This is a genomic window from Desulfobacterales bacterium, from assembly GCA_030066985.1.
Lineage (GTDB): Bacteria > Desulfobacterota > Desulfobacteria > Desulfobacterales > JAHEIW01 > JAHEIW01.
In genome coordinates this window covers 88,672-102,877 of sequence record JASJAN010000021.1, presented here as the reverse complement: position 1 = coordinate 102,877, position 14,206 = coordinate 88,672, and the positions used below count along the sequence as shown (strand labels likewise).

Sequence of the window (14,206 nt, the reverse complement as noted above, 5' to 3'; positions counted from 1 at the left end):
AAAATATTGCAAGGTTAAGAATAAAATCAACGATTGCACATTAATCACTATTTAAAGATGCAATAATATATCTGTTTTGCAAATTTAAGGCGCTGCTTGTGTGGCGCCTTAAATCCAATTCACGCCTGGTTTTTTCCTGTTAAAATCATGGAAATTGTAATTTACGGAACGATAAACAGCGTCTCGCTGGCGCTATTTGCCCTGGGATTTGCAATGGTGTACGGCGTCAGCCGCTTACCCAATTTTGCCCACGGCGCCCTGTACGTGACCAGCGGTTTCATTACCTGGACGTTTATCAACACGCTCAAGTTGAATTATCTGGTCAGTATCCTGCTGACCATGCTGAGCACGGGTATTATCGGTGCCCTGATCTACCAGTTCGTGCTGATCCGGATCCGGGGGATGGAAATATCGGAAATTATGGCGACCTATGCCATTGGGCTGGCCATTTTAGAGGGACTGCGCTGGGGCGGATTTAGGGGCCTGACTTACACCCTGCCGGCCTTTATCGAAGGCAGCACCGAAATTTTTGGCGTATCGGTGGATTACCAACGGTTGCTGGTTGTGGGCATCGGCGCAGCGGTGGTTGCGGTACTGTGGTTGTTTACCCATTATACTCGCGTCGGTCTGGCCCTGCGCGGAATGGCCCAGGACGAGCGGGCGGCCATGATGTTGGGTATCGACTCTGATGTGATGGCGCTGGCCGCCATGGGATTCGGCTCCATGCTGGCTGCCCTGGGGGCGGTTGTGCTGCTTCCGCTGGGAAATATTGTTGTCGAAGCGGGCTATAACGTTCTTATTTTAGCTATTGCAGTTTGCATTGTCGGCGGCTTAGGCAGCTGGATTGGAGCGGTGCTGGCGGCTTTTATCATCGGTTTTGCCCAAATTTTAACGGTTGTTTACCTGGGGGCCCATTATCAGATGGTGGTTGCCTTGCTGGCGATCATCATCACCCTGATTTTAAGACCCTCCGGGTTGTTTGGACTTCAGAAAGAGCTGGAAGAGCGCGTATGAATGCATCAAAGGAGCAGCGCCGTAAGGAACGCTTGGACAGGGGAATCAAGGTTCGATCCGAAGGCATCTATGCTTTGATGTCCTGGCGGGAGCTGTCATATCTGTTTCTACCCCGGGTCGCGCTGATTGGCGGCCTGTTGATTTTGCCGCTGGTGATGCCCTCCATGTATTGGCAACGGGTCATATCCATCGTCTGCATCTATGCCTTGCTGGCGTTGAGTTTTGATTTTCTGGCACATTACGTGGGTCTGGTCTCACTCGGTGGCGCGTTTTTTATCGGAACGGGCAGCTATATTGCCGCCATTCTCAACACGTCTTTTGGATTGCCGCCCATTTTCACCATTCCGATTGCCACTGTGCTGGGGGCAGTTATCTGCACCGTTCTTTTGCTACCATGTCTTCCTCTGCGGGGGGTTTATTTTGCCATTGTCACCCTGATGTATCCGTTGCTGTTAGCGCGGGTTATCGAAGCGCTGGATGTCCTGGGCGGAACCGATGGGATTGTGGGCATCGAAAGTTTTACGAACCGTTGGATGGAGCAATATTTTATTATCGTGATGGTGCTGGTATTGCTGTTCGGCACCCGAAGATTGGTCAACCAGGATATCGGCTTAGTGTTCAGGGCGGTTAAAGACAATGATCAGTCGGTTCGGGCGTCGGGAATGAGTGTCACCCGTTACAAGACCATAGCGGTATTTATTGCCTCCGGGATCGGATGTCTGGCGGGCGCTTATCTGGTTCATCTGTATATGTGGGCCGGCCTGTCGACGCTAGCGCTGGATTTTTCCATTTTGCCGATTGCCGCCACGGTCATCGGTGGCTCCGGGACCCTGGTGGGCCCGGTTCTGGGCGCCTTCATTCTGGTGCCGATTTCAGAGCTATTGCGAGCGTTTGGGACCCTGCGTATCGTATTTTATGCCCTGATTCTGCTGGCCTTCATTATTTTTCGCAGCGAAGGCATTATGGTGTATGGCCAGCGCAAATATCATCAATTCGAAAAGTGGATTAAAGTATGAACCCATCAACAACACCATTGCTGCAGATCGGTGAGGTGACCAAATCCTTCGGCGGTATTTTTGCGCTCAATGAGGTCAGTTTCGATCTGCACGAAGGCGAAATTTTAGGGATTATCGGCCCCAATGGATCCGGCAAGACCACCCTGGTGAATTGCATTACCGGTTTTATTGAACTGACTGCCGGTGAAGTTCTTTACCGGGGAAAAAAAATATCCGGCAAACCACCCCATAAAATAGCTGATATGGGCATCACCCGCACATTTCAGATCATGCGCCCGTATTACAGCCTGCCGGCCTATAAGAACTTGGTGATTCCGCTATTTTCTCCGCGGGCTAAACGCACCGGTGGTTGGAGGGGCGGCGGCAAGCTCGGGGACCGAAACACGGTCAGCATCGACATTCTGGAAGAATTGGGCTTTGAGCGCGAATCTTTTGTGCCTTACAAAAAGGCCTCCAATTTACCGACCGGCTATCTTAAGCGTCTGGAGCTGGCCCGCTGCCTAGCCTTGAATCCGGAAGTGATCATCTGCGATGAGGTTTTCTCAGGGCTGAGTATGAGTGAGATTGCCAGCATGGTGCCATTGGTGGAGCGTTTGCAGATGGAAGGCATCACCCTGATTATGATCGAACACCGGCTCAGAGAGCTGTTTCAGGTGGCCAATCGGATTATGGTGCTCAATTTTGGTGAAAAGCTCATCGAAGGCACAGCTGAGGAAGTCATGGCAGACGAAAAAGTAAAAGAGGCTTATTTTGGATCCGAGGAGGTTGAGGAGGTCATGGCGCATGCTTGAGGCGAATCGGCTGATGGTGTTTTACGAAAACATGCTGGCCCTCAACAATGTCAGCATTCGGTGTGGCGACAATCAAATCGTGGGTGTTTTTGGCGCCAACAGCGCCGGTAAATCAACCCTGATGTACACCCTGTCGGGTATCATGGAAGATATCCGCAAAAAGGAGGAAATGGCCGGTGGTGAGCGCATCAGTGTTCTGGGCGACATTACCTATTTGGGCGAAAATATCACGGATCTGAAACCCAGCAAGAGAGCGAAAAAAGGTATCGTACTTTGCCCGGAAAGACGCCGAATTTTCAAGGAGTGCACGGTCCTGGATAATTTGCGGATTGGAGGCTATCTGGCAACACCCGCTCAAGCCAAAGAGACGTTGGAATATGTGTTTAGAGTCTTTCCGGCACTTGAAAAATTACAAAAACGAATTGGCGGTTTTTTAAGCGGGGGCGAACAACAAATGCTGGCCATCGGCAGAGCGTTGATGGCGCAGCCAAAACTGCTGCTGCTCGATGAACCGCTTTTGGGACTGAGTCCCTTGATTCAGGCGGTCCTGGTGCGGGCCACCAAAGAAATCCGCGATGAAATGGGCATTTCGATTATTGTGACCGAACAGTATGCGCGACCTGTTTTGCCGATCGTGGATTACGCCTTTATACTGGAAAACGGCGCCGCGGTTCTGGAAGGCACCCGCGAGGAGTTGATGAATAACCCGGATGTTAGGTCTGCCTATTTTGGCATCTAAAAAAGTTAGCTCAAAAATGCATCTAATCCGCCGGAGGCGGACCCATGGACGTTACCTACTATTTTTGAGCTAACTTTAACATAAATTAATTTGGAGTGCTCTAATAGAATGAGTCAGACGACAACAAATTTAGAGAAAGAATTAACCTTTACACGCTTTGATCAGATGAGTGAGCGCTATCCAGATAACACTGCTGTTATTTATCTGGGACAGCAGTTTTCATTTTCCAGAATTAGGGACCTCAGTGAACGCTTTGCCGGCGCTTTGCAGGATTTAGGCGTTAAAAAAGGCGACCGGGTGATGATCTACATTCCCAATTGCATTCAATGGGTCATCGCCTTTTTAGGGATTCAAAAAATGGGGGCTGTGCTTGTGCCCGTGTCCCCCATTTATACATCCCATGAACTTGATTATATGATTAAGGACTCCGGGGCCGAAACCATCATCTGCCAGGACACTAATTTTTGTTATGCCAGCGATGTTTTTGCTGAATCCGGGCTCAAACGCATTATTGTCACCAACCTGGTGGACCTTTTGCCTTTTTGGAAACGGTATCTGGGCTTTCTTTTTGACAAAATACCCAATGGCAAAGTCGAGCGGACAGAGGGCGTATTCGAATTTAAGAAATTGCTCACTCACTCACCAAAGTCATCACAAATTGAGATCGATCCCTGGAAGGACCTGGCATATATATTATATACCGGTGGTACGACCGGCTTTCCAAAGGGGGTTCCCGGCAATCACATTGGTATGGTCTCCTATGTGAATGATATCACCGATGACGTGGCTGCCGGCCATCTCAAAGAAGGCGAAGATGTGTATATCGCCATTAACCCGCTGTTTCACATTATGGCCTTGGGTTTATTTATAGCGGTGGGGCTTAACAAGGGCAATACCGCTGTATTGATGCCGATGCCCCAGGTTGATGCCATTCTTGAAACCATCCAGCGCAACCGGGTACGCTGGTTTCTGGGGGTACCAGCCCTGTACCGCATGATCCTAGAAAACGATCGTCTGGAAAAATATGACCTCAGCACTTTGCGTTACTGTTATTGCGGTGGCGATGTGTTGCCGATTGAAGTGTTTAACCGCTGGCAGGAGCATCTGGGCATTCCCATTTATCAGGTTTATGGCTCCACCGAAGCCGGCCACGTAACTTACAGCCGGATTAATGAAGACCCCAAGCCCACGACACTGGGGCTTCCGCTGAAAAGCAGGGAATGCATTGTGGTTGATCCCGATACACTTGATCCGGTTGCAATCGGAGAAATCGGCGAGCTGCTGGTCACATCCCCCTATACCCTCAAGGAATACTGGAACAAACCGGAAGAAACCCGGCAGGCCTATATCGAACTCAACAACAAAATCTACTACCGCATGGGCGATTATGTGCGCCAGGATGAGGATGGCGAAATCATATATGTGGAGCGTTCAGCCGATATTATCAAACACAAGGCTTTCCGCATATCGGCCTCGGAGGTTGAAGCGGTGCTGCAGGACCATCCCACGGTCATTGGTGCCTGCGTGGTCGGTGTTCCCGATGAGAAAGTTGGTGAGCGGGTCAAGGCCATCGTCGTGATGAAAGAAGATGCCCGCGGCGTTGGGGGTGCGGAACTGCAGCAATGGTGCCGCGACCGTCTAGCGCCGTATAAAGTCCCCGGATACATTGAATTTCGCGATATGCTACCCAAATCCAAAGTGGGCAAGCTGCTGCGGCGCGAAATCCGGGACGAAGAACGCCGTCGGATATCCAAGGACAAAACCGCGTCCTAAGGTCGGTGCCGCCTTATGACCGGGCCCCATGCCGGCAGCCCTGTACCCTAAAACTGCATTATTCAGAGGCGCTAAATCCCTCGTAATGAACCTTTGGCTCAGGGCGGGGCGGCGCCTTTACCTCTCCTTTGGGTTTTCCAATCGGAATGATCGCTGCAATTTCGAGATTTTGCGGGATGTTTAAAACCGGTTGCATTTTATCAGGATCAAACCAGGTAAAAAATAACGACCCCAATCCATATTCCGCAGCGGCCAGCATCATGTTTTGAACGCAGGCTGAAACTGCCTGTATGGCGCCGTATTTCTGATTAAAAAAGTCTCCTAATCCCTTTTTCGTCGGATCAAAAACCACAACAATTAGCACGGGCGCCTGTTCCAAAAAATCCATTGGGTATTTGGCTGCAAACCCCGGTCCGCCACCATCTAAAACAGCCTGTTTGGCTGCTTCGGAAACCTCTTTGATTTTTGCTTTAACACCGGGATCGGTGACGACAATATATTCCCAGGGCAGGGCGTGCAGAGGGCTTGGCGCCCATTGACCGGCTTCCATGATGGCGGCCAGTTGTTCCTGGGGGACCGGATCCGGTTCAAATGCACGGCAACTTCTGCGGGATTTAATCACTTCCATAAATTCCATTGTGGTTTTCCTCCTTTAAAATTCAAGTTTTAGCTTTTCATTGATCTCTTCCGGAAAAGCCATACAGATGCCTTCGTTGTATAGATTACGCAATGCGCCGACATCGGGGGTTCCCAAGGCTTGGTTGAAAAAGGTGCGTGGTGAAAACACCAAATGAAAACGGGCATGTTCATTCCCCTGGGCGCCGGGGAAAAAATTCATATTAAAATTGTAAACACCCATTTGATCGTAGGCGATCATCAGCTTTGTCAGCCCGTGTGCCAGGTTTTCAATATCTTCAGCGGTCAAATCCAGGGTACAGTTGGCCGAGTCGACAACCGCGATGACATCTCCGGCGACCCCCAATGGTGCAAATACGGTCAGCCAGCTGCTGCGGCCAATTTGTCCCAGAAAGCGTTGGCCATCTGTTTCCTCCGTTTTTACCAGATCATCCCAGTAATTGGTTCCCTGCTGCTGGAAATACGTTCTGGCGCAGGCCAGCTCCTCGTGCAACAGATGGGGCGCGTAGGCAGAGGCAAAGACCTGCAGGTGCGGGTGAATGAGCGAACTGCCGGAAGCGGGCATATAATTCCAGTTAATTAGGTGGTATACGGATTCGGGATGGTTGATTTCATCTACCCGCTGAAAAAACTGTATTGCCAGGCGAAAGGCATCCACAATGTGACCGGAGGTGATGTCGGTCATGGGAATAAAGTGCTGGCCGCTGAAGGTGGCGCAGGCGCCCAGGCTGTCATAGGGAGCAATGTTGGGAAACAGAACTTTGTCGTCTAACACCATACGACCTTCGGGTATGATATCCTCCGGGAAACAGGGGGTGACCTTCATGACCTTATCCGGGCAAAAGGGGCAGAATTCCTGGGTGCCGGCCACCAGTTGATCGAAATCCGGTTTTTCCCATTTTAGGGGCATGAAGTGACAGATACGCGAGGTCCTGCCAGTCAGCGGGTCTTTGCGGATTTCACTGGGAATCGTGCGGCGCTGCATGTTGTTATTCGGATCGAGTATAACAGTTTCGCGTTCAATAGCTTCAAACTTCATACTGCCTCCTTGTGTTATGTGTGTCCTGGGGGTAAGTTAGCCAGAAAAAACGCCAAGATCAATACCTACTTTTTCTATCGGGTTCATAGGTTCAGGGTTCAAAGGTTCAAAATTAAGAGGTTCAAGGTTCTGGGTTTCGCATTTTTGGCATCTGGCTACCGGTCTCTGGCTGCTGCCAAATATCTACCACTCAGCGGCTTCTTGCCAGCAGCCAAATGCCAGTGCCAGTTAACATTAACAGGTAGCCAGTGAACTATAAGGTGCAATCAGGTGGTACGTATTACTAACCTCTGACCCATATTGGACACATTAAGCCGCAAAACGATCCGGCGTCGCTCCATCGAGCTTTGCCGGCCAAGCAGGTCAGGCCGTAAAGCAGCACGTCAGAACCTCCAAACTGCACACCAGGCCGGAAAACGACATGTTACAAAAATTATACGGTGGCAGTCGCTAACTGCCGGCCGGGCGCTAACCTCTGAACCCCTGAACCCAGAACCCGGAACCCTGAAGCTTTAGCTTCAGTAGAACATCTCAGTGTATACCAGAGAATCGGGGAAGCGCTCATCGATGATCAGGGTGGCATCTCTGATCATTTCATGCCGACCGCAAAGGTAAAAATCATAGGCACCGGAAGCCAAATGCTGTTCAAGATATTCAGTGACCTTTCCTTTAAACGCATTTTGCGGTAGTTGAGCGGTTTCCGTCAGGCAGGGAACATAGGTGCGGGCATTTTGTTGAAACTGATTCGCATAATAGAGATCTTCCGTTAAATGGACACCATGCAGAAGCGTAAAGTCTGATATACCTGAACGAGACATTGAGCAAAATGGTGCAATGCCGGTGCCGGTTGCCACAAACACCGCCGGTCGAGAAGAGGATTTGAAACTAAAATAACCGTGGGGGCCATTAACAGAAAGAGGAGTCCCGATATCAGCGACGCTGAGAAGCGTGGATAATTTACCGCCGGCTACGCTGCGGATACAAAATATCAGCTCAGGCTCATTTGCTGCCGATGCGATGGAGTAATCTCTTGCATGCCCACCCAAGCTCAAACTGATGCGCTGGCCCGGCTCAAATTCAAACCCGGGCGGCTTGCTGATTATGATTTCAAATGTTTTCGCCGAAATCCAATGACGTTTCAGCAGGACAGCAGAATGGGTTGCTACATGGGTTTTCAAATTGGAAATGACCTCAGGGTTTCCAGGGTTTATCTGCAACACCATGAAGGTGATTGCAATGACGGGCCAACACAAACAAATAATCCGACAGGCGATTTAAAAAAACCAAGACGCGTTGATAGGGCGCGTCAGTTTTTGCCTTTGCGTGCTGGCCCATAAGCGCTATTGCTTTGCGTTCACAGCGGCGGCAAACCGTCCGTGCGACATGGGACCAGGCAGCAGTGATATGGCCGCCCGGCAGTATAAATGCCTTTAGCTCCGGCAGTTCTTTTTGGTAGCGGTCAATGGCTTCTTCTAAAAAAACAATTTGCTCCGCCGTTATTTCTTCAAGGGAATCAATCGCGGCAGAGCCCGGGCGGGTGGCAAGCCAGGACCCAGCCTGAAGAAGGTCTGATTGGATTTGCTGCAGTTCAACAACCAGTTTTTCTTCTGCGGAAAGGTGGGCTGCCAGGGCACCCAGGATTGAGTTGAGCTCATCCAGATCACCGTAAGCGTCGATTTGGTCATCAGCTTTTGATATGCGTTCGCCGCTGAATAAACTGGTTTTGCCTTTGTCGCCGGTTCCGGTGTAAATCTTCGTCATGATTTAAATTAAAGCTTCTAATGCATTGAGGGTATGTTCCGGTTCGGGCCTTACCCGGTAGTCCGTATCTGTTTCTGCGTATCGTATAACCGCTTGTCGGTCAATAATGAATCGAGCCGCCAGGGGCAGTGTCCAGGATTCGTCTGCGTTGTATCGCGGCAGGTCGATGCCGAACTGCAAATAAATGCTTCTCAAATATTCGGGCACGCTATGCACCAGCCCGAATTGACCGGCAACCTGATTGCCCGGATCGCCGAGAATCTCAAATGTCAGCTTTTTAGATTTTTTCAAGGTGCGGCTGAATTTGATGATCTGGGGAGAAATGGCAATTAGTTCAGCCCCCAGGGCATTGAACTTTTCCAAGTGGCTTTGCAGAGCCTCCAGCTCAATATTGCAGTACGGTCACCAGCGGCCACGGTAAAAAGTCAGCACCATTAACCGTTGCGACAGGATATCCTCTGATCGTACCATTTGGCCTTCAGCGTTTTCCAGTTCAAAATGAGGTGCTTTATTGCCTGATTTTAAGGTGTGTTCCAGGATCTTGGAGTTTCTTAGCTCTTCAGCCGCCTGCTGCATGGTCTTTTGCACATCGGCCGGCGCTGTTTTCTTGAAATTGACTTTATATTCATCAAGCTTTGCTTGTAGGCTCATCTGAGATCTCCCTTTTATCTGAAAATGTAGTCGCTTTCCTTAAAATAGACTGTCCAAAAAACTATGCACGACCCATCTTAAGTCAATAGCTTCGCGTTGCGGAAATGTAGGATCTCTGCAATCGCAGATACCGTAAACGCTGCGGTGTGCGGCCGTCAAATGCCAGAAAACAGAGAACTGAAGGCAGAGGATCGAAAAAAAGATCAAAGGGTAGGGGGTATAGAGGCCACTCCGCGGTAGGCGATCAATGACCAGCACGCAAACTAAGCAATGGCATGTGATTGAATATGAAAGTTACCAATTTGTTGAGGGTGCAAAAATATGGATACGGCAAAGATATCTCAATCCTTAATCGTATTTCCAACATGCGAAGGATCATCTGATATCCAAACATTCGGCTTTATTGGGGTTGCATCTAGCGCTTGCAATTCGCTGTAAATTTCCATGCAAGAAAGCCAGGTAGTACATGAATCTGCCCTGGCCGAAATGATAGATCCAAATGGGGCCAAAATCCTGTCGATAAGCTACCTTTATTGGCTCTCCGCATCGGCGCTGCACATCAGTATCTGAATCGCCACGCGCAACGATACCTCCCGGGCATCTGAGTGTCGACTGATCCCGCAGGTTCATGATGTCAAATCCATGGGAATTGTTTGCCGTCAGAATCAGCGATGCCTGGATGGCGGCTATGGCTAACATTTTTTTCATTGCGCAAACTCCATTTTGTATCCGTTCATTTCATTTAAGCACAGAATAGATGGATCTGCAAACTCCGGTTGGCTTCGTTATGTTAAGGCTTACCAGATTCAAACTTTGTCCAAAGTCAAGGTACTGTCACAGGCCGATGTCAATCAATTAAATCTCAAACCCAAACGCCTAAAGCGCTGTCTCAGCATCCAAAATGGTTTTCATCGTAGGACCATCGATGTTGCCGCCGCTGATGATGACACCCAAGCGGCCTTGCGGCACCACGCTGGCGCTTAACAGCGCTGCGACACCTAAAGCGCCCGAGGGCTCAACAACCAGCTTCATGCGGTAAAATAAAAACTGTACCGCTTCGATAATTGCCGCTTCCGAGACGGTTTTCATATCATCCACATATTTGAGTATCAGCGGAAAGGTGACATTTTCTCCCAGCGAAGGCGTGCGGGTCCCATCCGCGATGGTGGGCGGATTTTTAACACGGTGAAGTTTTCCGGTCTGAAAGGAGCGGGTGGCGTCATCAGCCAATTGCGGTTCGATACCGATGACCCTGCAAGCGGGATTCATTCCTTTCGCCGCGATGGCTGAGCCACTCAGCAAACCGCCACCGCCGCACGGCACCAGCAGCATATCCAGCGACTCGACCTGATCGAAAAATTCGAGCGCCGCAGTTCCCTGGCCGGCAACGATATCAATATGGTCATAGGGCGGTATCAAAATATAACCGTGCTGTTGTTTGAGACCCAGCGAGATCTCTTCGCGGGTGGTTTTAGCGGGATCGTATTCAACAATGTCTGCCCCGTATGCTTCGGTGGCAGCCCGTTTGGTGGCCGGTGCATCCTGCGGCATGACAATGGTGGTTTTGACACCCAAAAGGTTGCCAACCAGCGCAATCGCCTGGGCGTGATTACCAGATGAATGCGTAATAACACCTCGCCGGCGCTCTTCTTCGGAAAGGCGTGACATGGCGTTATAAGCGCCTCTAAATTTGAATGCCCCGACACGTTGATAATTTTCGCATTTAAGGTAAACCTTAGCGCCCACTTTTCGATCGAGCGTTTGTGAGGTCATTATTGGGGTCATATGGGCTTGTCCGTCCAGCCGCTTTTTTGCATCCTGAATGCGATCAAATACATTGTCTGGTGGGTTGGGCATTACGTTTTTCCTGGTCTGAGTTTAAGCTGAAGGCAACGTTTTATGGGAATATTCTAAGCCCCAACCGCATTCGGCCCGGTTTTGCTTCACCATTGGGTGGGGGGGATTGTCTCCCAGGGATAGCTGTCTTTGACAACCGGGGTCCAGTATAAATTTCCTGAATGACGCCAAGGGTCCAACAAGATCCCTCTGGTAAAAGGTTGCCCCGCAACGCTGATGACAACGCAGTTATGCTCACGCAGGTTACTGCCGCGATAGGCGACTGCCCAGTGGAGTTGAAAGCTTTTTAATTCCAGCGCTTGGAGGCGTTTCATCAGATCCTCCGTCCACTGATAGCACAACCCACGTTCTTTAATGCCCATTACGACCAGCAAATTATGGGCCACCGCCGGACGAACCAGCTGGTATTCTTCAGCCAGTATAGCGGATTCACGAATCGCCGTTTCGGCCACCCGTCTTGACTCCAACGGGTCAACCTCAGGACCCAGCGCATTCAATTCCCATTCAAGCCGTCTTACATTTTGCCAGTATGTCTGCGCTTTAGATTGCGCTTCCACTGAAGTGGGATCTGCTGACATTTTACCCGGATAATACACATTAGCTGTGGCACAACCCAGCAAGCCGGTAAGCAAACAAACTGCGGCGATATATTTAAGACTGCAATTCATAAGATTTATCTTAATTCTGGAGCAATGGAGTACTGGAGTGGTGCTCAAAAATATCAATACGCCAACACTCCATCTATTTTTTTAAACCGATCTTTATTCCCATTGCCGAGAGCTGTTTTTCCATCAACGGTTCCCATCCGCGATTTGCTTGGGGATTAGCGGGGCTCGGATGGGCAATCATGCCGATTTTGATATCATGTTGATCCAGCACAGTTCTGGCGCGTTTTTCTGCGAATTTACCGACGCCGATGACATAACGCGGCTTAAAAAAGTCGATGGTGCGGCGCAGTGCTTGGTCGCAAATATCCAGCAGCGGCTTGCGTTCGGCGACACGAATTTGGTCCGGTGTTCGGTTCCGCCCACTGTTTTCAATGAAAATCAGAGGACAGTAATTGGCTACGAAAAAGCGCTTGAAAAATCGATCTGGTGTGCGAAATTTTTTTTGGGCCCATCCCCACAGCCGTTGCCCGCTGACCTCTCTTTTTTTGCAGGCAAATCCTAAAACAGGCCGCTTCGGATGCGTTTTTGCAGGGGCTCCCACCTGCGCTTGAATTTTCATCCAGTTCCTAACCGCCTGAATTTCACCAAACGGAATACCGGTTTGAGCCATGCCCCACGGCCCCGGGTTCATCCCCAGGAACAATACCTCTTTCGGAGCAGAAGCAAATTTTTTGTGGTATTGCTTTAAGGAATCCCGGGCATATTCAAGTGGATTGTACACATGACTTATCGGTGGCCCGAACTTTAAAGGACGCAGCGCTTTGACCAAGTCGGTGGCAATGGTTTCAAGGTGATTCACATCATGGTTCATAGGACCAGCTTTTCAACATCTGATTGGCTAATGGGATTTTGATCATAAGGTAGGTCGATTTGAAGTGTTCGTCAAACACTTTGAGGTTTTCGACATTCATTAACGTGGCGATGGTTGCTCAGCGGTTATTTTTTCGCTTTTCACGACAGCCTTTAGCGGTCAAGCAATAAGAGGGCTGGTTGTCCGGGCCGCAAACAAAGGATCCATCCATCGGCTCCAATAAACCTTCGGTAACCAGATTATCCAGATCTTTTCTGTTGCCCAGGTGATTTCCCGGATAGTAAACCCCCTTTTGCATTTTGACCAAAATCTCTTGCTTCATCATTCTCCTCTCAGGTTATTGAGCGCTACCATGTTGGATGCTGGCATCAATCTACTTTTCAAAGATGCTTTTTCATGCATACGGCAGTTTGCGGGCACAAGTCCTTGAATTCAGCTGTCGACTGCAAGGCAGCAGGAGCAGAAACTCGATCGATCTGGTGATACCCCTTTGCAGTGAAAAAAGCCTCAGCTGTTAATGTCAGCAAGTAGAGCGTATTAATTTTTTGCAGCCGGGCATACGCCTCTATTTTGCTGACCAATTGGGTTGCCAGCCCCTGCTGACGATGGGCATGCATAACGGCCAGGGATCGCAGCAGTCCGACATGGCCTTTAATTTCAAGGCCCACGACACCGTTTAACGTCAGCTCTGTGTTATCTTGCACCATCAAAAAATGCTGCAGCTGTGTCGGTTTTATATCCCGGTGCTCAAGGCCGCAGGCCGCCAAGACCTGTTTGATTCGTTCTTCATCTTTGGCGGTTGCAAAGGCAAATTCCATTGAAACAAGTATTGATTTTGAAATTGAATACGCCGCGCTATACTGAGCACTTATGGTTTCATTTTATATATGTAGATGGGGTCATTATATAATATGTGCTTTAATTTTATGACCTGGCTGGGGACGATTCCTGGTAGGGCAAAATTGCTCGATACAACCACAGCGCCCGGTTTCAGACCGGCAACGAGCTTGGCAGCCAACTTTTTCATTACATCCGGATAAAGATAGCAAAAAACCACATCTGCTTCAGACAAATCGGCTTCCCAGAAATTTTGACGCCTGATGTTAATTTTATGAGACCCGAAAGAATATATTCGAGCCTTCAGGCAGGCCAGCGGATTGATTTCATATCCGACTGTACGAACCCCATATCGCTTTTGAACTTCCCTCAACACGCGTCCGTCACCGCACCCCAGATCGACCAGCATTTGATCAGCTTTCATGGGAACGGCATCAATAAAGGCTTTGATTTTTGCCCGAGATGTTGAGACGTAAAGCGCGCCCTGGGTGATGGGTAAAACCAAGGCGATGCTAAAGGTGTAAATGATTTTCAGGGCAAACAGGCTTCCGACCAAAATGATGAATATCCAGATCCAAGTGGCCATGTTACCCTCTGGTGGTTGATAAAAAAA

The 14,206-nt window shown here is 49.6% G+C and carries 17 protein-coding genes; 5 read left to right on the top strand and 12 right to left on the bottom strand.

Annotated features, from left to right (window positions below; all coding sequences use genetic code 11):
* The first annotated feature begins 147 nt into the window (after positions 1–147).
* The 5 genes from QNJ26_12140 (at position 148) to QNJ26_12120 (ending at position 5,333) form a co-directional block, all read left to right on the top strand.
* Entirely contained in the window at positions 148–1,014 is an 867-nt protein-coding gene (locus QNJ26_12140; GenBank protein ID MDJ0986285.1) for a branched-chain amino acid ABC transporter permease, read from the top strand.
* On the top strand, positions 1,011–2,030 hold the full coding sequence (locus tag QNJ26_12135) for a branched-chain amino acid ABC transporter permease (protein ID MDJ0986284.1): 1,020 nt from the start codon (positions 1,011–1,013) through the stop codon (positions 2,028–2,030). The genes QNJ26_12140 and QNJ26_12135 overlap by 4 nt, the downstream gene beginning before the upstream one ends.
* Positions 2,027–2,821 (top strand): ABC transporter ATP-binding protein, encoded by a 795-nt coding sequence (locus QNJ26_12130; protein MDJ0986283.1) that lies wholly within the window; start codon positions 2,027–2,029, stop codon positions 2,819–2,821. Before QNJ26_12135 ends, QNJ26_12130 begins: the two co-directional genes overlap by 4 nt.
* Positions 2,814–3,560: an ATP-binding cassette domain-containing protein gene (locus QNJ26_12125; protein MDJ0986282.1), complete on the top strand. Its 747-nt coding sequence runs from the start codon at positions 2,814–2,816 to the stop codon at positions 3,558–3,560. Before QNJ26_12130 ends, QNJ26_12125 begins: the two co-directional genes overlap by 8 nt.
* A 108-nt stretch (positions 3,561–3,668) precedes the next feature.
* On the top strand, positions 3,669–5,333 hold the full coding sequence (locus tag QNJ26_12120; GenBank protein MDJ0986281.1) for an AMP-binding protein: 1,665 nt from the start codon (positions 3,669–3,671) through the stop codon (positions 5,331–5,333).
* Between the two features lie 58 nt (positions 5,334–5,391).
* Here the strand turns inward: QNJ26_12120 and QNJ26_12115 are convergent, their stop codons facing one another.
* The 12 genes from QNJ26_12115 to QNJ26_12060 all read right to left on the bottom strand — a co-directional run bounded on the left by QNJ26_12115 (position 5,392) and on the right by QNJ26_12060 (position 14,179).
* Complete coding sequence (locus tag QNJ26_12115) at positions 5,392–5,970, bottom strand: nitroreductase family protein (protein ID MDJ0986280.1); 579 nt, start codon at positions 5,968–5,970, stop codon at positions 5,392–5,394.
* 15 nt (positions 5,971–5,985) lie between these two features.
* A complete protein-coding gene (locus QNJ26_12110) occupies positions 5,986–7,008 on the bottom strand; it encodes a hypothetical protein (GenBank protein MDJ0986279.1) in 1,023 nt (340 codons plus the stop codon).
* Between the two features lie 518 nt (positions 7,009–7,526).
* A complete protein-coding gene (locus QNJ26_12105) occupies positions 7,527–8,186 on the bottom strand; it encodes an FAD-binding oxidoreductase (GenBank protein MDJ0986278.1) in 660 nt (219 codons plus the stop codon).
* A 13-nt stretch (positions 8,187–8,199) separates the two neighbouring features.
* Positions 8,200–8,769: a cob(I)yrinic acid a,c-diamide adenosyltransferase gene (locus QNJ26_12100; protein MDJ0986277.1), complete on the bottom strand. Its 570-nt coding sequence runs from the start codon at positions 8,767–8,769 to the stop codon at positions 8,200–8,202.
* Between the two features lie 3 nt (positions 8,770–8,772).
* On the bottom strand, positions 8,773–9,345 hold the full coding sequence (locus tag QNJ26_12095; protein MDJ0986276.1) for a peroxiredoxin-like family protein: 573 nt from the start codon (positions 9,343–9,345) through the stop codon (positions 8,773–8,775).
* A 450-nt stretch (positions 9,346–9,795) separates the two neighbouring features.
* Positions 9,796–10,128, bottom strand: a complete 333-nt coding sequence (locus QNJ26_12090; protein MDJ0986275.1) for a DUF2845 domain-containing protein — start codon at positions 10,126–10,128, stop codon at positions 9,796–9,798.
* Between the two features lie 168 nt (positions 10,129–10,296).
* Entirely contained in the window at positions 10,297–11,277 is a 981-nt protein-coding gene (locus QNJ26_12085; GenBank protein MDJ0986274.1) for a threo-3-hydroxy-L-aspartate ammonia-lyase, read from the bottom strand.
* Positions 11,278–11,363: 86 nt separating this feature from the next.
* Complete coding sequence (locus QNJ26_12080) at positions 11,364–11,945, bottom strand: hypothetical protein (GenBank protein MDJ0986273.1); 582 nt, start codon at positions 11,943–11,945, stop codon at positions 11,364–11,366.
* A gap of 73 nt (positions 11,946–12,018) precedes the next feature.
* A complete protein-coding gene (locus QNJ26_12075) occupies positions 12,019–12,756 on the bottom strand; it encodes a uracil-DNA glycosylase family protein (protein MDJ0986272.1) in 738 nt (245 codons plus the stop codon).
* Positions 12,757–12,874: 118 nt separating this feature from the next.
* Positions 12,875–13,081 carry a hypothetical protein gene (locus QNJ26_12070; protein MDJ0986271.1) on the bottom strand — a complete coding sequence of 69 codons (207 nt, stop codon included), beginning with the start codon at positions 13,079–13,081 and terminating at the stop codon, positions 12,875–12,877.
* Positions 13,082–13,136: 55 nt separating this feature from the next.
* On the bottom strand, positions 13,137–13,574 hold the full coding sequence (gene arsN2 / locus QNJ26_12065; protein ID MDJ0986270.1) for an arsenic resistance N-acetyltransferase ArsN2: 438 nt from the start codon (positions 13,572–13,574) through the stop codon (positions 13,137–13,139).
* Between the two features lie 50 nt (positions 13,575–13,624).
* Complete coding sequence (locus QNJ26_12060; GenBank protein MDJ0986269.1) at positions 13,625–14,179, bottom strand: class I SAM-dependent methyltransferase; 555 nt, start codon at positions 14,177–14,179, stop codon at positions 13,625–13,627.
* Between the last annotated feature and the right edge of the window lie 27 nt (positions 14,180–14,206).